The organism is Enterobacter cloacae complex sp. P29RS, assembly GCF_014893445.1.
GTDB lineage: Bacteria > Pseudomonadota > Gammaproteobacteria > Enterobacterales > Enterobacteriaceae > Enterobacter > Enterobacter intestinihominis.
In genome coordinates this window covers 61395-84982 of sequence record NZ_JADBPZ010000013.1, presented here as the reverse complement: position 1 = coordinate 84982, position 23588 = coordinate 61395, and the positions used below count along the sequence as shown (strand labels likewise).

At 56.5% G+C, this 23588-nt stretch carries 23 protein-coding genes; 12 read left to right on the top strand and 11 right to left on the bottom strand.

What is annotated here, in order from left to right:
* Window positions 1-124: 124 nt before the first annotated feature.
* The 3 genes from sdaA to pabB all read right to left on the bottom strand — a co-directional run bounded on the left by sdaA (window position 125) and on the right by pabB (window position 3583).
* Complete coding sequence (gene sdaA / locus IM282_RS11785) at window positions 125-1489, bottom strand: L-serine ammonia-lyase (protein ID WP_022648444.1); 1365 nt, start codon at window positions 1487-1489, stop codon at window positions 125-127.
* A gap of 184 nt (window positions 1490-1673) precedes the next feature.
* A complete protein-coding gene (locus tag IM282_RS11780; protein ID WP_022648443.1) occupies window positions 1674-2252 on the bottom strand; it encodes a CoA pyrophosphatase in 579 nt (192 codons plus the stop codon).
* A complete protein-coding gene (gene pabB / locus IM282_RS11775; protein ID WP_032622420.1) occupies window positions 2249-3583 on the bottom strand; it encodes an aminodeoxychorismate synthase component 1 in 1335 nt (444 codons plus the stop codon). Before pabB ends, IM282_RS11780 begins: the two co-directional genes overlap by 4 nt.
* 61 nt (window positions 3584-3644) lie before the next feature.
* Here pabB and IM282_RS11770 point away from each other — a divergent pair, with 61 nt between their 5' ends.
* Window positions 3645-3824: a YoaH family protein gene (locus tag IM282_RS11770; protein ID WP_022648441.1), complete on the top strand. Its 180-nt coding sequence runs from the start codon at window positions 3645-3647 to the stop codon at window positions 3822-3824.
* Window positions 3825-3830: 6 nt separating this feature from the next.
* Here IM282_RS11770 and IM282_RS11765 read toward each other — a convergent pair whose 3' ends face one another.
* A complete protein-coding gene (locus IM282_RS11765) occupies window positions 3831-4175 on the bottom strand; it encodes a RidA family protein (protein WP_022648440.1) in 345 nt (114 codons plus the stop codon).
* Window positions 4176-4308: 133 nt separating this feature from the next.
* Here IM282_RS11765 and IM282_RS11760 point away from each other — a divergent pair, with 133 nt between their 5' ends.
* The 5 genes from IM282_RS11760 to rnd all read left to right on the top strand — a co-directional run bounded on the left by IM282_RS11760 (window position 4309) and on the right by rnd (window position 10688).
* Window positions 4309-6219, top strand: coding sequence for an ATP-dependent DNA helicase (locus IM282_RS11760; protein WP_023303884.1), 1911 nt, complete (start codon window positions 4309-4311; stop codon window positions 6217-6219).
* A gap of 66 nt (window positions 6220-6285) precedes the next feature.
* Window positions 6286-6981 (top strand): tRNA (adenosine(37)-N6)-threonylcarbamoyltransferase complex dimerization subunit type 1 TsaB, encoded by a 696-nt coding sequence (gene tsaB / locus IM282_RS11755; protein WP_023300348.1) that lies wholly within the window; start codon window positions 6286-6288, stop codon window positions 6979-6981.
* A 37-nt stretch (window positions 6982-7018) separates the two neighbouring features.
* Window positions 7019-7600 carry a Slp family lipoprotein gene (locus IM282_RS11750; protein WP_023300347.1) on the top strand — a complete coding sequence of 194 codons (582 nt, stop codon included), beginning with the start codon at window positions 7019-7021 and terminating at the stop codon, window positions 7598-7600.
* A gap of 203 nt (window positions 7601-7803) precedes the next feature.
* Entirely contained in the window at window positions 7804-9489 is a 1686-nt protein-coding gene (fadD, locus tag IM282_RS11745) for a long-chain-fatty-acid--CoA ligase FadD (RefSeq protein WP_072201026.1), read from the top strand.
* Between the two features lie 83 nt (window positions 9490-9572).
* On the top strand, window positions 9573-10688 hold the full coding sequence (rnd, locus tag IM282_RS11740; RefSeq protein ID WP_123059168.1) for a ribonuclease D: 1116 nt from the start codon (window positions 9573-9575) through the stop codon (window positions 10686-10688).
* Between the two features lie 86 nt (window positions 10689-10774).
* On the opposite strand, the gene minE is transcribed toward rnd, so the two are convergent.
* The 3 genes from minE to minC are packed head-to-tail and all read right to left on the bottom strand — an operon-like array spanning window position 10775 to window position 12587.
* The gene (gene minE, locus IM282_RS11735) at window positions 10775-11041 is read right to left on the bottom strand and encodes a cell division topological specificity factor MinE (protein WP_003859937.1); all 267 of its coding nucleotides are present in this window, start codon (window positions 11039-11041) and stop codon (window positions 10775-10777) included.
* A 3-nt stretch (window positions 11042-11044) separates the two neighbouring features.
* Window positions 11045-11857, bottom strand: coding sequence for a septum site-determining protein MinD (gene minD, locus IM282_RS11730; protein WP_003859938.1), 813 nt, complete (start codon window positions 11855-11857; stop codon window positions 11045-11047).
* A gap of 22 nt (window positions 11858-11879) precedes the next feature.
* A complete protein-coding gene (gene minC / locus IM282_RS11725; RefSeq protein ID WP_022648434.1) occupies window positions 11880-12587 on the bottom strand; it encodes a septum site-determining protein MinC in 708 nt (235 codons plus the stop codon).
* A 123-nt stretch (window positions 12588-12710) separates the two neighbouring features.
* Here minC and IM282_RS11720 point away from each other — a divergent pair, with 123 nt between their 5' ends.
* From IM282_RS11720 to IM282_RS11710, 3 genes are all read left to right on the top strand, one after another.
* Window positions 12711-12986 (top strand): YcgL domain-containing protein, encoded by a 276-nt coding sequence (locus tag IM282_RS11720; protein ID WP_006810982.1) that lies wholly within the window; start codon window positions 12711-12713, stop codon window positions 12984-12986.
* Window positions 12987-13033: 47 nt separating this feature from the next.
* A complete protein-coding gene (locus IM282_RS11715; RefSeq protein WP_022648433.1) occupies window positions 13034-13693 on the top strand; it encodes a fumarylacetoacetate hydrolase family protein in 660 nt (219 codons plus the stop codon).
* 93 nt (window positions 13694-13786) lie between these two features.
* Window positions 13787-14227 (top strand): YcgN family cysteine cluster protein, encoded by a 441-nt coding sequence (locus tag IM282_RS11710; RefSeq protein WP_022648432.1) that lies wholly within the window; start codon window positions 13787-13789, stop codon window positions 14225-14227.
* Window positions 14228-14326: 99 nt separating this feature from the next.
* Here IM282_RS11710 and dsbB read toward each other — a convergent pair whose 3' ends face one another.
* Together dsbB and nhaB are read right to left on the bottom strand one after the other, a co-directional pair.
* Window positions 14327-14857 (bottom strand): disulfide bond formation protein DsbB, encoded by a 531-nt coding sequence (gene dsbB, locus IM282_RS11705; protein ID WP_032622423.1) that lies wholly within the window; start codon window positions 14855-14857, stop codon window positions 14327-14329.
* Between the two features lie 46 nt (window positions 14858-14903).
* Window positions 14904-16442, bottom strand: a complete 1539-nt coding sequence (gene nhaB / locus IM282_RS11700; protein ID WP_032624070.1) for a Na(+)/H(+) antiporter NhaB — start codon at window positions 16440-16442, stop codon at window positions 14904-14906.
* Window positions 16443-16644: 202 nt separating this feature from the next.
* On the opposite strand from nhaB, the gene fadR reads away from it, so the two are divergent.
* Window positions 16645-17364, top strand: coding sequence for a fatty acid metabolism transcriptional regulator FadR (gene fadR / locus IM282_RS11695; RefSeq protein WP_192970422.1), 720 nt, complete (start codon window positions 16645-16647; stop codon window positions 17362-17364).
* A 66-nt stretch (window positions 17365-17430) separates the two neighbouring features.
* Here fadR and IM282_RS11690 read toward each other — a convergent pair whose 3' ends face one another.
* Window positions 17431-18963 (bottom strand): SpoVR family protein, encoded by a 1533-nt coding sequence (locus tag IM282_RS11690; protein ID WP_022648429.1) that lies wholly within the window; start codon window positions 18961-18963, stop codon window positions 17431-17433.
* 321 nt (window positions 18964-19284) lie between these two features.
* Between IM282_RS11690 and IM282_RS11685 the strand changes: the two genes are divergently transcribed.
* Together IM282_RS11685 and dadX are read left to right on the top strand one after the other, a co-directional pair.
* Window positions 19285-20583 carry a D-amino acid dehydrogenase gene (locus tag IM282_RS11685; protein WP_045308312.1) on the top strand — a complete coding sequence of 433 codons (1299 nt, stop codon included), beginning with the start codon at window positions 19285-19287 and terminating at the stop codon, window positions 20581-20583.
* Window positions 20584-20592: 9 nt separating this feature from the next.
* The gene (gene dadX / locus IM282_RS11680) at window positions 20593-21663 is read left to right on the top strand and encodes a catabolic alanine racemase DadX (protein WP_045308311.1); all 1071 of its coding nucleotides are present in this window, start codon (window positions 20593-20595) and stop codon (window positions 21661-21663) included.
* A gap of 94 nt (window positions 21664-21757) precedes the next feature.
* On the opposite strand, the gene IM282_RS11675 is transcribed toward dadX, so the two are convergent.
* Window positions 21758-23494, bottom strand: coding sequence for a potassium/proton antiporter (locus IM282_RS11675; protein ID WP_108367077.1), 1737 nt, complete (start codon window positions 23492-23494; stop codon window positions 21758-21760).
* Between the last annotated feature and the right edge of the window lie 94 nt (window positions 23495-23588).

The window sequence follows — 23588 nt, the reverse complement described above, 5'->3', positions numbered from 1 at the left end:
TCGCCTGATAAGCACCGGCCGGAAAAGCCAGACGCAACAGTGACAGTGTAGTGGGGAAAACGTGAAGCGACGAGAGGCGGTGGGAAAATTCGCCCATCTGTTGCAGATGGGCGAAAAGGAAGGTTTAGTCGCACTGCACCTTAATGGCCAGACCGCCGCGCGAAGTCTCACGGTACTTCGCGTTCATGTCCTTGCCGGTTTCGTACATTGTTTCAATAACCTTATCCAGTGACACGCGTGGCTCGCTGGTACGGCGCATCGCCATACGCGAGGCGTTGATCGCTTTGACGGAGGCGATGGCGTTACGCTCAATGCACGGTACTTGCACCTGGCCGGCAACCGGGTCACAGGTCAGACCGAGGTTGTGCTCCATGCCGATTTCCGCCGCCACGCACACCTGCTCAGGGCTTGCGCCCAGCAGTTCCGCCAGACCGGCCGCCGCCATAGAGCAGGCCACGCCCACTTCACCCTGACAGCCTACTTCGGCACCAGAGATGGAGGCATTCATCTTGTACAGCGCGCCGATAGCGCCTGCCGCGAGGAAATAACGGATATAGATCTCCGGTGTCACGGGCTCAATAAAGTGATCGTAGTAGGCCAGCACCGCCGGAACGATACCGCACGCGCCGTTGGTTGGCGCCGTCACCACGCGACCGCCCGCTGCGTTCTCTTCGTTAACCGCCAGCGCAAACATGTTCACCCAGTCAACCACATTCATAGGGTCATTGGAGAATTTGTCGGTGGTGACCAGCATGCGGCGCAGCGCAGAGGCACGACGCGGTACGCGCAGAGGCCCAGGCAGAACACCCTCGGTGTTCATCCCGCGGTCAATACAGGCGCGCATGGTTTGCCACACGTTAGCAAAATAGTCTTCGATCTCTTTCTTGCTGTGCAGCGCCAGTTCGTTCTGCATCACCATGCCGGACAGGGACAGACCGGTCTCTTTGCAATAGGCCAACATCTCGGTGGCAGATTTAAACGGATAGGGCACATTCACATCGCCCGCGCTCTCTTTGCCAAAGTGTTCTTCGTCAACGATAAAGCCGCCGCCGATGGAGTAGTAGGTTTTACTGTAGATCTCTTTTTCGCCGCTCCAGGCGTGGATGGTCATACCGTTTTCATGCAGCGGCAGGTTGTCGCTACGAAAACGCATCCCGTCATCCTGCGGGAAGTCCACTTCGTGCTGACCGTTAGCCAGCAGCAGACGACCGCGCGTTTCCACGTCGCGGATAAATGCCGGAATGGCATCAATATCAACTGTGTCCGGCATATTGCCCGCCAGACCCATAATAATGGCGATATCGGTGTGGTGGCCTTTACCCGTTAATGACAGTGAACCGTAAACGTCTACGGCGACACGGGTAACGCTTTCCAGTAATCCTTTTTCGACCAGATCATCGACGAACTGTTTACCGGCCTTCATCGGCCCTACAGTGTGGGAAGAAGATGGACCAATCCCCACTTTGAACATGTCGAATATACTAATCACTTTCACACTCCTGACAGGGTTACTGGGGTTCCAGTAACGATGTTATAACTGCGCATAGTGTAAGAGGGAACACTAACCTCGGCTTAACTATTCACATGAATTAAACTAATGGTTAACGATGGTTTAGCTAATAGCGCGACGCCGATCGCAAACCTGCCAGAAAAGGGTGGAATGTAAAGTATAGTCAAGGCTTCAGGCCGATTTGTAGCGCAAGCTCACGAATGATGCCTGCCGTCATGCCCCAGACAAAATAATGCTGATACCACGACAGCCAGACCCGATGATCGTGCCCGCGGCGGTGAATATCCAGAGGATGATAGCGGCCCAGACGAAGGGCCTCTTCAAGCGGCATTTCGAACACCGCTGAAACTTCATCGACGCTGGCGTGATACTGAAGATCGGGCGGAATAATGCCGACGACCGGCGTAACCTGAAAACCGGTTACGCTGTCCACTGGCGGCAGCACGCCAATTACCTCGACCGCCTCCGGGGGGATCGCCACCTCCTCATGCGCTTCGCGCAGCGCGGCGGCAATCAGGGAAGCATCGGTGCTGTCCACCGCGCCGCCCGGAAACGCAACCTGACCGGCGTGTTTTCGCATATGCGGTGAGCGCTGGGTAAGCAACAGACCCGGCTGTTCACGACGCACGACCGGGATCAGTACCGCCGCCTGACGTTGATTCAGCGCGGCGCGGTTAACCTGGGGCCGCAGAAGCTGAAAACGCGACAGAAAATCATCCAGCGTCAGGTTGTCTTTCTTCACCGTGAGTTCTCCAGTTGTTTCAGGATACGATTCACTTTATCAAAGGTTTCCTGATATTCCGCCCCGGCCTGGCTGTCGGCTACAATGCCGCCGCCTGCGGAACAGTAAAGGTTACCGTCGCAGGCCGTCAGGGTGCGAATAGTGATGCTGGTATCCATGGTTCCGCACAGGCTCACATAGCCGATGCTGCCGCACCAGGCGTTGCGGCGATGCGGTTCCAGTTCGTCGATGATCTCCATCGCGCGGACCTTCGGCGCGCCGGTGATGGAGCCGCCCGGAAACGCGGCGCGGAGCAGATCGCAGGCGGTCCGCGAGGCCGGCAGGCGTGCAGTGATAGTACTGACCAGATGATGTACCGCCGGGAAAGGCTCCACAACGAACAGCTCCGGCACGCGCACGCTGCCCGGCTCGGCGACGCGGCCAATATCATTGCGCATCAGATCGACAATCATCAGGTTTTCAGCGCGATCTTTCGGCGAGGCCGCCAGCGTCTCCGCCTGCTGGCGGTCGGCGTTAGCATCGGCAAGGCGCGGCAGGGTGCCCTTGATCGGGCGGGTCTGAATAATACCGTCAGCCAGATGAATAAAACGCTCAGGCGAAAGGCTGAGGATGGCGCCGTGTTCAAGGCGTAAAAATGCGCTAAACGGGGCCTTATTGCTGGCATTGAGGCGGGTAAATGCCTGCCATTCGTCTCCCCGGTACGCCGCCTGGAAACGCTGGGCAAGGTTGACCTGATAACAGTCGCCGCTGTGAAGATACGCCTGCACGCGAGAGAATTTTTCCGCATATTCCGCCGCGCTCATGTTCGAGTGCCAGCCAGAGGTCAGCATAAAGTGTTCCGCTGTGGCGGGCCGTTGCGCCTCAAGCCAGGCCAGACGCGCCTGCACGTCTCGGTGGCTAAGCAGGGAAACCGTCTGCTTACGGTGATCCACGATTAGCGCCCAGTCATACAGCCCCACCGCCATATCCGGCAGGGAAATATCCGCCTGCGCATGCTCGGGCAGCTTTTCGAAACGGCGACCCAGATCGTAACCAAACAGGCCCAGCGCGCCCCCCTGGAAAGGCAGATCCGGATCCGGTGTGGCAGATAAGCCCAGAGCATGGATCTCGTTCTGAAGCCGCATCAGCGGATCGTCCGTGGGTGACAGCGCATCGGTCGTCAGCGTTTTAACCGGGTCGGCCACCAGAATATCAAAGCGGCTGTAGGGGTGATCCGCATGCCCGGAGTGCAGCAGCATGGCAAAAGGAAGGTGGCTCAGACGGGCAAACCAGAACTCGGCGGCGTCTGCACGCCAGGGTAAGGTCATAACAGTGGGGAAGCGCATGTTCATGTATGGCATACTACCGGGTAGCGTGAAATAATTAGCGCGAATAATTTAGCAGGAGTTAACGATGTTTGCAGGTTTACCTTCTCTCAGTCATGACCAACAGCAGAAAGCGGTAGAGCGGATTCAGGAACTGATGGGCCAGGGTATGAGCAGCGGAGAAGCGATCACCGTCGTCGCTCAGGAAATTCGCGCCAGTCATACCGGCGAACGGATTGTGGCGCGATTTGAAGATGAAGATGAATAACCGGGCTTAAACTGCCGCGATAATCTTAATCTCCACCTTATACTCCGGTTTCATCAGCGTGGCCTGTACGGTGCAGCGTACAGGCGCGTGACCCGCCACTACCCACGCATCCCAGGCTTTATTCATCTCCGCGAAGTCGTCTTTATTCGCCAGGAAAATCGTCGCGTCCAGAATGCGGGATTTATCGCTGCCCTGTTTTTCCAGTACGGCGTCGATCTGCGCCAGGGTGTTAGCGGTTTGCTCGAAGGCGTCGGCGTCCAGATTGGCAGGGACACCGGTGTAGTACAGCGTCTGGTTGTGGATCACCACATCAGACCAGCGGGCTTCGGCATCAATGCGCGTAATTGTCATAAACGTATCCTCGTTATCTTTCATCGTCAGGCGGCAAGACTGCCATATTGTTCCGCCGTCGTCACTATTTGGGGTGGCACCGGAGAGAAGGGGCTGACATAATCCCTGTGCAAAAATACAGTGAGAGAACACCGTGGCAGATGATTTTTCCCCTGAAGGTCAGTTAGCACAGGCAATTCCCGGTTTTAAACCGCGCGAACCCCAACGTCAGATGGCGCATGCCGTCGCGCACGCCATCGACAAGGCGCAGCCGCTGGTTGTGGAGGCCGGCACCGGTACGGGGAAAACCTACGCTTACCTCGCTCCTGCGCTGCGGGCGAAAAAAAAGGTGATCATCTCTACGGGATCAAAAGCGCTCCAGGATCAGCTCTACAGCCGCGACTTACCTACGGTGGCGAAAGCGCTAAAATACAAAGGGCGTCTGGCCTTGCTGAAAGGGCGTTCTAACTATCTGTGTCTGGAGCGTCTCGAACAGCAGGCACTGGCGGGCGGTGACCTGCCGGTACAAACACTCAGCGATGTGATCGTCCTGCGCGCCTGGGCCAACCAGACGGAGGAGGGGGACATCAGCACCTGTGCGAGCGTGCCGGAAGACTCCCCGGCCTGGCCGCTGGTGACCAGCACCAACGATAACTGCCTCGGCAGCGACTGCCCGCTGTATAAAGACTGCTTTGTGGTGAAAGCGCGTAAAACGGCGATGGACGCCGACGTGGTGGTGGTGAACCATCACCTGTTTCTTGCGGATATGGTGGTCAAGGACAGTGGTTTCGGCGAGCTGATCCCGGAGGCGGAGGTGATGATCTTCGATGAAGCCCATCAGCTACCGGACATCGCCAGCCAGTATTTTGGCCAGTCGCTCTCCAGCCGTCAGCTTCAGGATCTGGCGAAAGATATTACTATTGCCTATCGCACCGAGCTCAAAGATACCCAGCAGTTGCAGAAGTGCGCGGACCGCCTGGCGCAATGCGCACAGGATTTCCGCTTACAGCTTGGCGAGCCGGGCTATCGCGGCAACCTGCGCGAACTGCTCGCGGACAAAAATATCCAGCGCGCGCTGCTGCTGCTCGATGATGCCCTTGAACTCTGTTACGACGTGGCGAAGCTATCCCTCGGACGTTCAGCGCTGCTGGACGCCGCCTTCGAGCGGGCCACGCTCTACCGTGGGCGGCTGAAGCGGCTGAAAGAGATCAACCAGCCGGGCTACAGCTACTGGTATGAATGTACCTCGCGCCACTTCACCCTGGCGCTCACGCCGCTGACCGTTGCCGATAAATTCAAAGAGGTGATGGCGCAAAAGCCCGGCACCTGGGTCTTTACCTCGGCCACGCTGTCGGTCAACGACGATCTGCACCACTTTACCGAGCGTCTCGGCATTGAGCAGGCTGAATCCTTACTCCTCCCAAGCCCGTTCGACTATGAGAAACAGGCGCTGCTGTGCGTGCCACGCAATCTGCCGCTGCCTAACCAGCCAGGGGCGGCGCGCCATCTGGCGGCCATGCTAAAGCCGATGATTGAGGCCAACAACGGACGCTGCTTTATGCTCTGCACCTCTCACGCCATGATGCGCGATCTGGCCGAGCAGTTCCGCGCGACCATGACGTTGCCGGTGCTGTTGCAGGGGGAAACCAGCAAAGGCCAGCTGCTCCAGCAGTTTGTCAGCGCCGGTAATGCCCTGCTGGTGGCGACCAGCAGCTTCTGGGAAGGGGTGGACGTGCGCGGCGATACGCTCTCGCTGGTGATTATCGATAAGCTGCCATTCACATCGCCGGACGATCCGCTCCTGAAAGCACGCATGGAGGACTGCCGTCTGCGGGGGGGCGATCCGTTCGACGACGTCCAGTTGCCGGACGCGGTTATCACGCTTAAACAGGGGGTAGGGCGACTGATACGCGACGTCACCGACCGCGGAGTGCTGGTGATCTGCGACAATCGCCTGGTGATGCGCCCCTACGGCGCCACCTTCCTCGCCAGCCTGCCGCCTGCGCCGCGCACACGGGATATTAAACGCGCGGTCCGCTTCCTGGCGAACCCGACGGCGGAGTAATTCTTCCCGGAGTGTGTTAAGATGCGCGCCATTTTGTGACTGACCATTGCGAGAGCGCGACGACTGATGCGAATTCTGGCTATTGATACCGCGACAGAGGCCTGTTCCGTTGCCCTGTGGAACGACGGTACGACTTTTGCTCATTTCGAAGAGTGCCCACGGGAACACACCCAACGTATTCTGCCCCTGGTAAAAACCATTTTAACCGAGGGCAACACCGCCCTGACTGACCTCGACGCGCTGGCCTACGGCCGTGGCCCGGGCAGCTTTACGGGCGTACGTATCGGGATTGGCATTGCGCAGGGGCTGGCGCTGGGCGCTGACCTGCCGATGATCGGCGTTTCAACGCTTGCGACCATGGCTCAGGGTGCCTGGCGCATGACCGGCGCCAGCCGCGTGCTGGCCGCGATTGATGCCCGCATGGGTGAAGTCTACTGGGCGGAGTACACCCGTGACGAAAACGGCGTCTGGCACGGCGAAGAGTCGGAAGCCGTGCTTAAACCTGAAGCCGTCACCGAGCGCCTGAAACAGCTCACCGGTGAGTGGGCGACGGTCGGAACCGGCTGGCCGGCATGGCCTGAGATGGCGAAGGACACCGGCCTTACGCTGGTGGACGGTAACATGCTCCTGCCTGCCGCCGAAGATATGTTGCCTGTTGCCTGTCAGCAGCTTGCCGCAGGAAAAACCGTGGCCGTTGAACACGCCGAGCCGGTTTATTTACGAAACACCGTCGCATGGAAGAAACTTCCTGGCCGCGAGTGAATCTCAGTAACAGGAACTGAGAAAAAGGAGTCGCATCATGGCGGTTCAGACTAAAGTTGTACGCTTTTTTATGGCAGGCGCGGTTGCCATAGCACTGAGCGGGTGCGTCACCGTTCCTGATGCGATCAAGGGCACCAGCCCGACGCCACAGCAGGATCTGGTACGCGTGATGAATGCTCCGGAGCTGTATGTCGGGCAGGAAGCGCGCTTTGGCGGCAAGGTGGTTGAAGTGCTAAACCAGCAGGGGAAAACCCGGCTGGAGATTGCCACCGTTCCACTGGACAGCGGCGCACGGCCTGTTCTGGGTGAAGCCTCGCGCGGGCGGATCTACGCTGACGTCAGCGGCTTCCTCGATCCGGTAGATTTCCGCGGGCAGCTGGTGACCGTCGTCGGGCCGATTACCGGTTCGGTGGCGGGGAAAATCGGCAATACGCCATACAAATTTATGACCATGCAGGTGAACGGCTACAAACGCTGGCGTATCGCCCAGCAGGTGGTGATGCCGCCACAGCCAATCGATCCGTGGATGTGGGGTCCGCATCCGTATCGTTACGGCTACGGTGGCTGGGGTTGGTACAATCCAGGCCCTGCACAGGTTCAAACAATTGTAACTGAGTAAGTTACTGTTATTGTTAGGAAAGAGACAGCGGCTCAGCCGCTGTCTCTGTTTTTTTACGGACAAAACGAAAAAAAAGAGTGACGCGCTTCGCAACCTGCAATCTGAGCAATTAATAAACTGGTACGCTGAGTTAATATAATGTTAACAAACTGTTTATTATCGGGGCTGTGATGACGACGAACACTCATTTCAGAGGTGATGCATTGAAAAAGGTTTGGCTTAACCGTTATCCCGCGGATGTCCCTGCGGAGATCAATCCTGACCGTTATCAATCCCTGATTGAATTATTTGAACACTCGGTACGGCGCTACGCTGACCAGCCCGCATTTGTGAATATGGGCGAAGTGATGACTTTCCGTAAGCTGGAAGAGCGCAGCCGGGCGTTTGCGGCCTATTTACAGGAAGGGTTGGGCTTGCAGAAAGGGGATCGCGTCGCGCTGATGATGCCAAACCTGCTGCAATACCCGGTGGCGCTGTTCGGGATCCTCAGGGCGGGGATGATCGTGGTTAACGTTAACCCGCTCTATACCCCACGCGAGCTGGAACATCAGTTGAATGACAGCGGTGCGGCGGCGATTGTGATTGTCTCCAACTTTGCCCACACGCTGGAAAAAGTCGTTGAAAGAACTCAGGTTAAGCACGTCATTCTGACGCGCATGGGCGACCAGCTCTCTACCGCGAAAGGTACGCTGGTCAACTTTGTCGTGAAATACGTTAAGCGGCTGGTGCCGAAATACCACCTGCCGGATGCCATCTCTTTCCGCCGCGCGCTTCATGCGGGCTATCGGATGCAGTACGTTAAGCCGGAGATCGTGTCAGAAGATCTGGCGTTCCTGCAATACACCGGCGGTACCACCGGCGTGGCTAAAGGTGCGATGCTGACCCATCGTAATATGCTGGCGAACCTTGAACAGGTGAACGCCACCTACGGGCCGCTACTGCACCCGGGCAAGGAGCTGGTGATCACCGCGCTTCCGCTGTATCACATTTTTGCGCTGACCATGAACTGCCTGCTGTTTATCGAGCTTGGCGGTCAAAACGTATTGATCACCAACCCGCGCGACATTCCGGGGCTGGTTAAAGAGCTGGCGAAATACCCGTTCACCGCCATGACCGGCGTGAACACCCTGTTTAACGCGCTGCTTAACAATAAAGAGTTCCAGCAGCTCGATTTCTCCACGCTGCATCTTTCTGCGGGCGGCGGGATGCCGGTTCAGCAGGCGGTTGCCGAGCGCTGGGTAAAACTCACCGGACAGTATCTGCTGGAAGGCTATGGTCTGACGGAGTGCGCCCCGCTGGTCAGCGTCAACCCGCATGACATCGACTACCACAGCGGCAGTATCGGTCTGCCGGTCCCGTCGACGGAAGCTAAACTGGTGGACGATGAGGGTAACGAAGTGCCTCACGGCGAACCGGGCGAGCTGTGCGTCAGAGGGCCGCAGGTGATGCTGGGCTACTGGCAGCGCCCAGATGCCACGGATGAGATCATCAAAGACGGCTGGCTGTACACCGGCGACATCGCGGTGATGGATGACGAAGGTTTTCTGCGTATCGTCGATCGCAAGAAAGACATGATCCTCGTTTCCGGTTTCAACGTCTATCCGAATGAAATCGAAGACGTGGTGATGCAGCACAGCGGCGTGCTGGAAGTGGCAGCGGTGGGGGTTCCTTCCGGCAGCAGTGGTGAAGCGGTGAAGATATTTGTGGTCAAGAAAGATCCTTCTCTTACCGAGGAAGCGCTGATAACGTTTTGTCGCCGGCAGCTGACGGGCTATAAAGTGCCGAAGCTGGTGGAATTCCGCGATGAGCTGCCGAAATCCAACGTCGGGAAGATATTACGACGAGAATTACGTGACGAAGCCCGTGCCAAAGTGGACAATAAGGCCTGAGCTTCACGTTAATCGCCCAGACGCCGGTTAAGCCGGCGTTTTTTATGGGCGCAAACAAAAGAGAGTCCGATTTGAATTACCAGATGATCACTACCAACGACGAGCTGGCTTCGCTGTGCGAGGTGACGCGTGATTTCCCCGCTATCGCCCTGGATACGGAATTTGTCCGTACCCGCACGTACTACCCGCAACTGGGCCTGATCCAGATGTATGACGGCAAACACGTGTCGTTGATTGACCCCCTCGGCATTACCGACTGGGCGCCAATGCGCGAGCTGTTGCTTGATACCGCCGTGACCAAATATCTGCACGCCGGCAGTGAAGATCTGGAAGTCTTTCTCAACACCTTTGGCATCATGCCGCAGCCGCTGATTGATACCCAGATCCTCGCGGCGTTCAGCGGTCGTCCGCTCTCCTGGGGCTTCGCGGCGATGGTGGAAGAGTACACCGGTCTGACGCTGGATAAGAGCGAATCGCGTACCGACTGGCTCGCGCGCCCGCTGACGGCGCGTCAGCTTGAATACGCCGCGGCAGATGTATTCTACCTGCTGCCGATTGCTGGCCAGCTTATGAAAGAGGCTGAGGCGTCCGGTTGGCTGTCTGCCGCCCTGGACGAGTGCCGCATGACGCAGCAGCGTCGTCAGGAAGTGGTTGATCCGAAAGAGGCCTGGCGTGACATCACTAACGCCTGGCAGCTGCGCACCCGTCAACTGGCCTGTCTGCAACTGCTGGCTGACTGGCGGCTGCGTAAAGCGCGTGAGCGCGATCTGGCGGTTAACTTCGTGGTGCGTGAAGAACACCTGTGGGCGGTAGCGCGCTATATGCCGGGTAGCCTTGGCGAACTGGACAGCATTGGCCTTTCCGGGAGTGAGATCCGTTTCCACGGTAAAACGCTGCTCGCGCTGGTAGAGAAAGCTCAGCAGCTGCCGGAGGACGCACTGCCAGAACCACTGCTTAACCTGATGGATATGCCGGGCTACCGCAAGGCGTTCAAAGATATCAAAGCGCTGGTGCAGACGGTGGCGGGGGAAAGCAAACTGAGTGCCGAACTGCTGGCTTCACGTCGTCAGATTAACCAGCTGCTGAACTGGCACTGGAAGTTGAAACCGCAAAATGGTTTACCGGAACTGGTCGCCGGATGGCGGGGGGAACTGATGGCTGAACGCCTGAATACCCTGCTGGAAGGGTATCCGCGCTAAAGAATTGTAGCCCCGGTAAGCGTCGCGCCACCGGGGAAATTGCCGGGCGGTACGATGCTTGCCCGGCCTACAAAACCACAAACGGATTAACGCGACTCTTCCGCTTCCGGAAGCGTCACGTTCAGCTCCAGAATCGAAATATCCCCGTCTTTTTGCTCCAGCTGAACGGTGACCATTTCCGGGTCAATCTGCACGTATTTGCAGATCACTTCCAGAATGTCTTTGCGCAGCTGCGGCAGGTAGTGCGGTTCGGCGTCGCTACGACGACGTTCCGCCACAATGATTTGCAGACGTTCTTTTGCGATGTTGGCGGTGCTTTTTTTCCGCGAGAGAAAAAAGTCCAGTAATGCCATAACTTATCCTCCGAACAGGCGTTTGAGGAAACCTTTCTTCTCTTCTTCAATGAAGCGGAAAGGACGTTCTTCTCCCAGCAGACGGTCAACGGTATCCGCATACGCTTTACCCGCGTCTGCCTGTGTATCCAGGATCACGGGCTCGCCCTGGTTAGAGGCGCGCAATACGGACTGATCTTCCGGGATCACGCCAACCAGTTTGATGCGCAGGATCTCCAGCACGTCTTCCATGCTCAGCATGTCACCTTTGTTCACCCGACCCGGGTTGTAGCGGGTCAGCAGAAGGTGCTCTTTGATCGGCTCCTGGCCATTTTCCGCGCGACGAGATTTCGAGGCCAGAATGCCGAGAATACGGTCGGAGTCACGTACTGACGAGACTTCCGGGTTAGTAGTGATGATGGCTTCATCCGCGAAGTAGAGCGCCATCAGCGCGCCGGTTTCGATACCGGCCGGGGAGTCGCAGACCACGAAGTCGAACTCCATCTTTTTCAGATCGTCGAGCACCTTTTCCACGCCTTCACGGGTCAGCGCGTCTTTATCACGGGTCTGGGACGCCGGGAGAATGTAGAGGTTCTCGGTACGCTTATCTTTAATTAGCGCCTGGTTAAGCGTGGCATCGCCCTGAATGACGTTCACGAAGTCATACACCACGCGACGCTCGCAACCCATGATCAGGTCCAGGTTACGCAGACCGATATCGAAGTCGATTACGACGGTTTTCTTTCCCTTCTGGGCCAAACCAGTAGCGATGGCCGCGCTGGAGGTGGTCTTGCCAACGCCTCCTTTACCCGAAGTCACAACAATAATGCGTGCCATAGAAATTCCTTGTTAAAAGGGATCAATTTAACGGTTGAACGGTCAAAGCGTTATCTGCCAGCTGCAGACGAGCCGCTTTGCCATAAAATTCGGCTGGGATTTTATCGCTCAGCCAATATTCACCTGCGATAGACACCAGTTCTGCCGTCAGGTGAGTACAAAAAATTTGTGCTTCTCGATCGCCGCTGGCGCCCGCAAGCGCACGCCCACGCATCATACCGTAAACGTGAATATTGCCGTCTGCAATCAGTTCTGCGCCCGCACTGACGTGGCTTGTAACAATCAGATCACAGTTTGGCGCATAAATGCGCTGACCGGAACGAACCGGCAGATCAATCAATCGCGTTTTTGTGACTGGGGCTACATTTTGCGCCGAAGGCGGGGGAGCGGGAACGGTTGCAGGCGTTGCGCGCGGGGATTTTTCTTTACCCTCGTTCAACAAGGGCAAACCCGCGCGTTCAATTTCGGCTTTTAACTCTGCGTCTTTGCAGCCGCTAATACCCACGATGCGCAACCCCGTGGAGACGACGGCCTGCTGGAGTCGCTTCCAGTTAACCGGCCCCTCAAGGTCGCTTACATTAACGACAACAGGAGCATGCTTAAGAAAAGCGGGAGCCTGCGCGATTTTGTCTTCTAACGCCTGACGAATAACCTCGGGTTTTGCATCATGCAAATGAACCACTGATAAGGTGAAGCTACTGCCTTTAAGCTCGATGGGCGTATTTGACATCCTGGCCTTACTCAATTTGCTATTAACCGCAACACATCGCCGCGATATTCCGAAGAGTATCAGGCATGTTATAGTCAGGAGTATATTGAGGCAAGCAACCACCCATTAATTCAGAGTAAAAACATGTTTTGTGTGATCTACAGAAGTACCAGCCGCGACCAGACCTACCTTTATGTCGAAAAGAAAGACGATTTTTCCCGCGTGCCTGAGGAATTAATGAAAAGCTTTGGCCGACCGCAACTGGCGATGCTGCTGCCGCTGGACGGCCGTAAGAAGCTGGTGAACGCCGATCTGGAGAAAGTCAAAAAGGCGTTAACCGAGCAGGGCTATTATTTACAGCTTCCGCCGCCACCGGAGAATTTATTAAAACAGCATCTTGAGGTGAGCGGAAAGAAATAAGCCCGGGTCACTCCGGGAACAACTCATCAACCGATTAGGGGTCGACCATGTATCAACATCATAACTGGCAAGGTGCATTACTGGATTATCCCGTCAGCAAAGTGATCTGCGTGGGCAGCAACTATGCAAAACATATTCAGGAGATGGGCAGCGCCGTGCCGGATGAGCCGGTTCTGTTTATTAAGCCAGAAACCGCACTGTGCGATATTCGCCAGCCGCTGGTTCTGCCGCAGGGGCTGGGCTCGGTGCATCATGAAGTGGAGCTGGCGGTGCTGATCGGCGCGACGCTGCGCCAGGCGACCGAAGAGCATGTAGAGAAAGCGATTGCGGGTTACGGTGTCGCGCTCGACCTGACCCTGCGCGACGTCCAGAGCAAAATGAAGAAAGCGGGGCAGCCGTGGGAAAAAGCCAAGGGCTTTGACAATTCATGCCCGATTTCCGGTTTCGTTCCGGTGAGTGAATTTACCGACGATCCGCAGAATACGCCCCTCAGCCTGAAGGTCAACGGCGAGATCCGCCAGCAGGGGACGACCGCTGACATGATCCATAAGATCGTTCCGCTGATTGCCTACATGAGCCGCTTCTTCACCCTGAAACCCGGCGACGTGATCCTTACCGGCACTCCGGAAGGTGTGGGGCCGCTGCACAGTGGCGACGAGCTGGACGTCAGTTTTAACGGCCTGTCGCTGAAAACCCGCGTGCTGTAAAAGCACCTTGCCGCCTGAAAAGGGCGGCAAAACTTGCATCAACGTGCCAGACTCGTTATAAGGTGCGCTCTATTTTGACGTGTGGACATCCCGATGAACGACATTCCTTTCTGGCAAAGCAAAACTCTCGACGACATGACCGACGCGGAGTGGGAATCGTTGTGTGACGGCTGTGGGCAGTGCTGCCTGCATAAGCTGATGGATGAAGATTCGGATGAGATCTATTTCACCAACGTAGCCTGCAAGCAGTTAAACATCAAAACCTGCCAGTGCCGCAACTACGAGCGCCGTTTCGACTATGAGCCGGACTGCATCAAGTTAACCCGTGAAAATCTGCCGACCTTTGAGTGGCTGCCGCATACCTGCGCGTATCGCCTGCTGGCGGAAGGTAAAGATCTGCCCACATGGCATCCGCTGTTGACGGGGTCGAAAGCGGCGATGCACGGCGAGCGTATTTCCGTGCGCCACATTGCGGTGAAAGAGTCCGAGGTGCAGGACTGGGAAGACCACATTATGAATCACCCTAATCGGTGATAATAAAAAACCCGCCGAGGCGGGTTTTTTATTGTGCGCAATTTTGTCGGGTGGCGCTGCGCTTACCCGACCTACAAAAGTGACGTTGCCGTTTCGCTTTTACCTTCCAAAAAGATCGCGTTTCTTTGGCTTGAACGGCTGGGCAATCAGCACCAGCAGCGCTACCACGAAGTAGGCGACAAAAATGCCCACCAGCCACTGCGGCATCTCCAGCGTCAGAAACTCCCACTGGCGTACAGAGCAGTCACCGGAGGCCACAAACACCTGCGGAAGCCATTTATCCAGCGGCAGCCAGCTCGGGAAGCGGGCCGCAAAGTCGCAGGTCATAAACGGCGACGGGTGAAGCTGCATCTGGGTGTGCTCCCAGGCAAGCGCAATCCCTTTCCCGGCGCTGTACAGCCAGATGGCAATTGCGGCATAGCGTAACGGTGTTTTAGGTGCAATCGCACCTACCAGACCCGCGCCCATAATGCCGAACAGCGCACAACGCTCATAAATACACAGGACGCAAGGTTTCAGCCCCATCACATGCTGAAACCACAGCGCGACCATTTCCAGCGCAAAGGCGGTCAGGGCCATCAACAACCACGCTCCGCGACCGCGTGAGCACTGGTTCAAAAATCGCAACATAATCATTTCCCTGGAACATGCTTAGACAGCGCAGTGTAAACGAATTTTAATGCGCCGCAAGTATACCTGCTTGCAACAACCATTGCGTACAGGGAACGAGAGTAATTTTGATGCACAGCAAACCAACAAGGGTAAGCACCAGCGTGTACGGCAGCGCCATCCAGACCATTCTTCCATAAGAAAGTCGTATGAGTGGCGCCAGCGCCGAGGTCAGCAGGAAGAGGAAGGCCGCCTGACCGTTCGGGGTTGCCACGGAGGGGAGGTTGGTTCCAGTGTTGATCGCCACCGCCAGCAGCTCGAACTGTTCACTGCTGACAATCCCTTGCTCCATCGCGGCTTTGGCCTCATTGATGTATACCGTCCCGACAAAGACGTTATCGGATATAGAAGACAACAGACCGTTAAACAAATAGAACAGCGTTAGCTGCGAATCTGGCGTGGCCTGAAGCACAAACGCGATGATTGGCGCGAACAGATGTTGATCAATAATCACCGCCACGACGGAGAAAAACACCGCCAGCAGGGCGGTAAACGGCAGCGCTTCGGTAAAGGCTTTTCCGATAGCATGTTCGTCCGTGACGCCGCTCAGGCTGGTTGCCAGAATAATTACCGACAGACCAATCAGCCCCACCTCGGCAAGGTGGAAGGCCAGCGCAGCGATAAGCCACACGCCGATGATGCCCTGTGCAATCAGGCGCAGCGTCTCCTGGCGCGTGCGTTGTTTGCGGCTCTGCTCGTCAAACTTATGCAGCTCCTGACGGACCTGATCGGGCAACTTCGCGCCATACCCAAAAAGGTTGAATTTTTCGACCAGCACGCAGGTCGCTAAGCCGCAGATCAAAACGGGCACGCTGACCGGCGCCATGCGCAGGAAAAATTCGCCAAAATGCCACTCAGCCGCTTTGGCGATAATCAGGTTTTGCGGCTCTCCAACCATTGTCATCACGCCGCCCAGCGCCGTCCCCACGCCCGCATGCATCATCAGGCTGCGCAGAAACGCGCGGAACTGCTCGAGCACATCGCGGTTGTGCGCCTCAACGTGGCTGTCGTCCTGCAAGTTATCGCCAGGACGAGACGAAGCGACCCGGTGGTAAATACCGTAAAAGCCGACGGCGACGCTGATCACCACAGCCACAACCGTCAGCGCATCCAGGAAGGCAGAGAGGAAAGCCGCGGCGAGGCAAAACGCCAGCGAGAGCAGCGTTTTCGACGGAATGCTCAGCAGCAGACGGGTGAAGATAAACAGCAGAAGCTGCTTCATAAAGTAGATCCCCGCCACCATGAAGATCAGCAGTAGCAGGACTTCAAGATTCGACGCAATCTCGTTTTTAACATGCTCCGCGCTGGTCATTCCAATGACCACGGCTTCCAGCGCCAGCAGCCCGCCGGGCAGCAGCGGATAGCACTTCAATGCCATCGCCAGGGTAAAGATAAACTCGGCGACCAACATCCACCCGGCAACGAAGGGATCCAGCAAAAAGATAACGGGATTAACGACCAGGAATACCAGTAGAGTGAGTTTGTACCAGTCAGGTGACTGACCTAAAAAGTTGCGCCACAGCGCGCGCCCAAATGAAATTTCCACGACAGACGTCCTTTCCCCGTCAAATAAGACAAGACATCAGTATACGCAAAAACGGCGGCGGAGAGGGGGATAAAGCCATTTTGTAAATTTCATAAAAATGAAACGGCGATCCCTCTTTTCTGTCTCTGCTGCGCTATCTGCCTCTGCGCGCCTCTGGTATGATGAGTGCAATTTGCTAAAGCTGTGTAATGGAAATCTCACTATGGTCATTAAGGCGCAGAGCCCGGCGGGTTTCGCGGAAGAGTACATCATTGAAAGCATCTGGAATAATCGTTTCCCTGCGGGATCAATTCTACCTGCTGAACGCGAACTCTCTGAACTGATTGGCGTCACCCGTACCACGCTGCGAGAAGTGCTCCAGCGTCTGGCGCGCGATGGCTGGTTGACGATACAGCATGGCAAACCCACTAAGGTGAATAACTTCTGGGAAACGTCCGGGCTGAATATTCTGGAAACGCTGGCGCGTCTCGATCACGAAAGCGTACCGCAGCTGATTGACAATCTGCTTTCGGTGCGCACCAACATCGCTACCATTTTCATCCGCACCGCGTTTCGTCAGCATCCTGAAGATGCGCTGAAGGTGCTTGCCACAGCCAATGAGGTGGAAGACCACGCGGACGCCTTTGCGACCCTCGACTACAACGTGTTCCGCGGTCTGGCGTTTGCTTCCGGCAATCCGGTTTACGGTCTGATCCTGAATGGAATGAAAGGGTTATATACACACATTGGTCGTCACTACTTTGCCAACCCTGAAGCCCGCAGCCTGGCGCTCGGCTTCTACCATAAACTGAGCAAGCTCTGCACCGAAGGGCTGCACGATCAGGTCTATGAAACGGTGCGTCGTTATGGCCACGACTCCGGTGAAATCTGGCACCGAATGCAGAAAACCCTGCCGGGTGATTTAGCGATTCAGAGTCGCTGAAATAAAAAACCTCTCGATTGAGAGGTTTTTTTCGCCCGGTGGCGCTTCGCTTACCGGGCAAAAAAACTACAACGTATTCAACCGCGCCGGACACCGCTCCAGCAGCTCCACGCTGCCATCTTCATTCTGCTGCTCCAGCGACACGTCAAATCCCCACAGGCGATGCACATGCTTCAGCACTTCCTTACGCCCCTTATCCAGCGGTGCGCGGTTGTGAGGGATATAGCGCAGCGTCAAAGAGCGGTCACCGCGCAGATCCACATTCCAGACCTGAATGTTCGGTTCAAGATTGCTCAGGTTGTACTGAGACGACAGGCGCGAGCGGATCTCACGATAGCCCTCTTCGTTGTGGATCGCAGAGATCTCCAGGTAGTTGTTGCGGTCATCATCCAGTACGGTGAAGAAGCGGAAATCACGCATGATCTTCGGCGACATGAACTGGCTGATAAAGCTCTCATCCTTAAAATCACGCATCGCGAAGTGCAGCGTTTCCAGCCAGTCAGAACCGGCAATATCCGGGAACCAGTATTTGTCCTCTTCGGTGGGCGACTGGCAGATACGCTTGATATCCTGGAACATGGCAAAGCCGAGTGCGTACGGGTTAATGCCGCTGTACCACGGGCTGTTATACGCTGGCTGGAATACCACGTTGGTGTGGCTGTGCAGAAACTCCATCATAAACCGCTCGGTGACTTTTCCTTCGTCATACAGGTGGTTAAGAATGGTGTAGTGCCAGAAGGTCGCCCAGCCTTCGTTCATCACCTGGGTCTGCTTCTGAGGATAGAAATACTGGCTCACCTTGCGCACGATGCGCAAGATCTCACGCTGCCACGGCTCCAGCAGTGGGGCGTTCTTCTCCATAAAGTAGAGCAGGTTTTCCTGCGGCTCGGAAGGGTAACGACGCGCCTCGGCGACGGTTTTCTCCTCCTCACGTTTCGGCAGGGTGCGCCACAGCATATTCACCTGGCTTTGCAGATACTCCTCGCGGCTCTTCTGCCGGGCTTTCTCTTCCTGCAATGAGATCTTCTGCGGACGCTTATAGCGGTCAACGCCGTAATTCATCAGCGCGTGGCAGGAGTCCAGTAGCTTCTCTACCTCGTCCACGCCGTAGCGCTCTTCGCAGTCGGTAATGTATTTGCGGGCGAAGATAAGGTAATCGACGATGGAGCTGGCGTCCGTCCAGCTGCGGAACAGATAGTTATTTTTGAAGAACGAGTTATGTCCATAGCAGGCGTGCGCCATCACCAGCGCCTGCATGGTAATGGTGTTCTCCTCCATCAGATAGGCAATACACGGGTTAGAGTTAATAACGATTTCATACGCCAGCCCCTGCTGTCCGTGCTTATACAGTCGCTCCGTTTCAATGAATTTTTTACCAAACGACCAGTGCGGATAGTTAATCGGCATCCCGACGCTGGAGTAAGCGTCCATCATCTGTTCCGAGGTGATGACTTCAATCTGATGGGGATAGGTGTCCAGACGATAGAGTTTGGCCACCCGGTCGATCTCCGCCAGGTAGACATCCAGCAATTCGAAGGTCCAGTCGGGTCCATCGCTCAGACGGGTGCTGTCCCTTGACATGGAATCTAGTGTAGCCATTAGCGCGCCCTCGTTGTTGGTCGCTCTCTCTGACTGGAGAGCCTCCTTTCAAGCATAGATCACCCCATTCAAATACGCGGGGCGCAGAAATTTTTTCTTTGCGATTTCCCGTTTTCGATACGGCAAAAAAAGCGGTGCTAGCAGAATTTTCTACTGGTTAAAAATAACGCGCAGCAGGAGATCCCAAATAAGCGCCATCCCCTGATACAGCGGGATATGTGAGTTGAGTCACCATAAAAAAGTCATATGTTGAATAATATTTTCAGCTAGGTTATCAATATGTAATTAGATGATTGTTCTTTTGCTCATAATGGAGTGGCTATGCGTGTTGTCATACTGGGAAGTGGTGTCGTTGGCGTAACCAGCGCCTGGTATTTAAGTCAGGCGGGACATGAGGTTACCGTTATCGATCGCGAATCCGGTCCGGCGCTGGAAACCAGTGCGGCGAATGCGGGGCAGATCTCCCCGGGCTACGCTGCGCCGTGGGCGGCCCCGGGCGTTCCGCTGAAGGCGATCAAATGGATGTTTCAGCGACATGCGCCGCTGGCGATAAGCCTTGACGGCACACAGTTCCAGCTTAAGTGGATGTGGCAGATGCTGCGCAACTGCGACACCCGCCACTACATGGAAAACAAAGGGCGCATGGTGCGCCTCGCAGAATACAGCCGCGATTGCCTGAAAGCGCTGCGTTCCTCAACGGGGATCGAATATGAAGGGCGCCAGGGCGGCACACTTCAGCTGTTCCGTACCGCGCAACAGTACGAAAACGCGACCCGCGATATCGCCGTGCTTGAAGATGCGGGCGTACCGTATCAGCTGCTGGAAGCCAGCCAACTTGCCCAGGTGGAGCCAGCACTTGCCGAGGTCGCGCACAAGCTGACGGGCGGCCTGCGTTTACCGAACGATGAAACCGGCGACTGCCAGCTTTTCACCCAGCGTCTGGCGCGCATATGTGAGCAGGCCGGGGTGAAATTCCGCTTCAACACCTCTGTCGACAAGCTGCTGTCGGAAGGGGAGAAGATTTACGGCGTGAAGTGTGGAGAAGAGGTGATCAAAGCCGATGCTTACGTGATGGCGTTCGGATCCTATTCTACCGCGATGCTGAAAGGGATCCTGGATATCCCGGTCTATCCGCTGAAAGGCTACTCCCTGACCATTCCCGTGAAAGAGGACAGCGGCGCGCCAGTATCAACCATTCTTGATGAAACCTACAAAATCGCCATCACCCGTTTCGATAACCGGATCCGCGTCGGCGGCATGGCGGAAATCGTGGGCTTCAATACCGAACTGCTCAAACCACGTCGTGAAACGCTGGAGATGGTCGTCGGCGATCTCTTCCCGCGCGGCGGTTTCATTGAGCAGGCGACGTTCTGGACCGGCCTGCGTCCAATGACCCCGGACGGCACGCCGATTGTGGGCCGTACGCCTTACAAAAATCTGTGGACAAATACCGGCCACGGTACGCTTGGCTGGACCATGGCCTGCGGTTCGGGCCAGCTGCTTAGCGACCTGATTTCAGGGCGGACGCCGGCAATTCCGTTTGACGATTTGAGCGCCGCACGCTATCAATCAGGGTTTACCCCCTCGCGTCCACAACACCTGCACGGCGCGCATAATTAAGGAGTCGTCATGTCCCGTCCCATTCTGGCCCAGCTGGATTTGCAGGCGCTGAAGGATAACCTGCAAATTGTTCGTCGTGCTGCGCCGGGTTCTCGTGTCTGGTCGGTGGTGAAAGCCAACGCCTACGGTCATGGTATCGACCGTATCTGGAGTGCGCTCGGCGCTACCGACGGTTTTGCCTTGCTGAATCTGGAAGAGGCCATCCTGCTGCGTGAGCGCGGCTGGAAAGGACCGATCCTGCTGCTGGAAGGATTCTTCCATGCGCAAGATCTGCCTCTGCTGGATAAGTACCGCCTGACGACCAGCGTTCACAGTAACTGGCAGATCAAGGCCATTCAGGACGCGAAGCTGCATGCCCCGCTGGATATCTATCTCAAAGTGAACAGCGGTATGAATCGTCTGGGCTTCCAGCCTGAACGTGTGCACACGGTCTGGCAGCAGCTTCGTGCGCTGAAAAACGTCGGTGAGATGACGCTGATGGCGCATTTTGCCGATGCGGAAAAGCCGGACGGCATTGCCGATGCTATGGTCCGCATTGAGCAGGCGGCAGAAGGGCTGGACTGTCCGCTCTCGCTGTCGAACTCAGCGGCAACGCTCTGGCATCCCGAGGCGCACTTCAACTGGGTGCGCCCGGGGATCGTGCTGTACGGCGCGTCACCCTCAGGTCAGTGGCAGGATATCGCCAACAGCGGCCTGAAGCCGGTGATGACGTTACGAAGCGAAATTATCGGCGTGCAAACCCTGAAAGCGGGCGATACGGTGGGCTATGGCAGCCGCTATCGGGCAGCGGGCGAACAGCGTATCGGTATCGTGGCGGGGGGCTATGCAGATGGTTATCCGCGCATCGCCCCAAGCGGCACGCCGGTGTGGGTCGATGGCGTGCGTACGGGCACGGTAGGCACCGTCTCAATGGACATGTTGGCTATTGATTTGACGCCATGTCCTCAGGCGGGGATCGGCTCACCGGTTGAGCTGTGGGGCAACGAGGTTAAAATTGATGATGTGGCCGCTGCGGCGGGCACTGTCGGGTATGAACTGATGTGCGCGCTGGCGTCAAGAGTGCCTGTTGTGACGGTGTAACATGTGTGTGCCGGGTGGCGGCTTCGCCTTACCCGGCCTACAAAAGCCCGAACGTAGGCCGGGTAAGCGTTAGCGCCACCCGGCAAAAAAGCAGCTACTCCGCCGCCTCCTCCTCCATCGGCCTTACGCCGACTTTGCGCACCGCGTTATCCTCTTTCTCGGCCACCGTCCAGACCATCCCGGCAAACTCCACCTGGTCACCGACGACCGGTGCAGCCCCTAATAATTGCTGAATAATCTCGCCCAGTGTTTGCTGGTTATCGCGATTCTCCATTCCTCCCTCCAGCCCATAAATCAGCGCCACATCCGCAAAGCGGGCGCTGGCTTCGAGGATAAAATCGCCGAAGAAACGCTGATCCAGCGCCACCGGGGGCGACTGGCTGAACAGCTTGCCAAGGGCAGGCAGGTCGCGCTCGCGGCCAATCACGCAGAGGATATCGTTCTCTCGCAGCCGCGTGCTGCCGGTCGGGTGAAGCAGGGCGTTATCCCGGAACAGGGCGGCAATGCGCGTTTCAGCGGGCATATGCAGATCGCGTAGCGAAGCACCCACGCACCACTTATCGGCGCTTAGCTGATAGACAAACTGTTCCCACGGGTTGTCTGGGTGAATATCCAGCCCCACGCGGGAGACCGGCCAGCCAACGGGCGGTACCACCACTTTGGCTTTTTTCGCCGCCCAGCCCAGCGACGTCCCCTGGAACAGCAGCGATACCAGCACCACGAAGAAGGCGACGTTGAAGAACAGACGAGCGTTGTCCAGCCCGGCCATCATCGGGAATACCGCCAGGATAATCGGCACCGCGCCGCGCAGCCCCACCCAACTGATAAATATCCGCTCACGCAGGTTAAACCCGCGGAACGGCAGCAGCCCGGCAAACACCGACAGCGGACGGGCGATGAAGATCATCCAGGCCGACAAAAGCAGCGCTGGCACGACGATAGGCAGCAGGTCGGAAGGCGTCACCAGCAGGCCCAGCACCAGGAACATGGCGATCTGTGCCAGCCAGGCCAGCCCGTCAAAGTTTTGCAGTATCGCATAACGGTTACGAATCGGTCGGTTGCCCAGCAGGAATCCACAGAGGTAAACCGCCAGAATACCGCTGCCGTCCAGCGCGGTGGTGACGGCAAAGATCAGGATCCCGCCGCTCAGGGCCAGCAGCGGGTAAAGGCCGGAAGGCAGCGTAATACGGTTGATTGTCTGCTGTAACAGGTAACCGCCGCCGAGACCAATGATAATCCCGAGGCCAAACTGCTGGAGGATGTGCCAGGCGAACATCCAGCTCAGGCCAGTTTCGTGCTGCTGGATCATCTCAATCAGGGTGATGGTCAGGAACACCGCCATCGGATCGTTGCTGCCGGATTCAATCTCAAGCGTGGAGCCAACGCGCTCGTTCAGCCCCTTGCCGCCGAGCAGCGAGAACACCGCCGCCGCATCGGTAGAGCCGACAATCGCGCCAATAAGCAGGCCTTCCATCATATCGAGGTTAAACAGCCAGGCTGCCATCATACCGGTCAGGCCGGAGGTGATTAGCACGCCGACGGTAGCCAGAGACAGCGCCGGGCCTAAGGCAACGCGAAACGAACTTGCCTGGGTGCGCATGCCGCCGTCCAGCAAGATCACCGCCAGCGCGAGGTTACTTACCATATAGGCGAAAGGGTAATTATCGAAGGGGATACCGCCGATTCCGTCAACCCCCGCCAGCATGCCGATAGCCAGGAAAATGACAAGAATAGGTATGCCAAGGCGCGATGAAAATGAACTTAATAAAATGCTGAAGGTTACCAGGATGGAACCCAGAATGAAAAGACTGATTATCGCTGTGGCACTCAATGTCGTCTTACTCCCACCTCAATGTGAACGCTGTTATTAAAACCCTAACATATTAACAACTGTATCTGCGTTTTATTGAGGGGGAATAACGGCT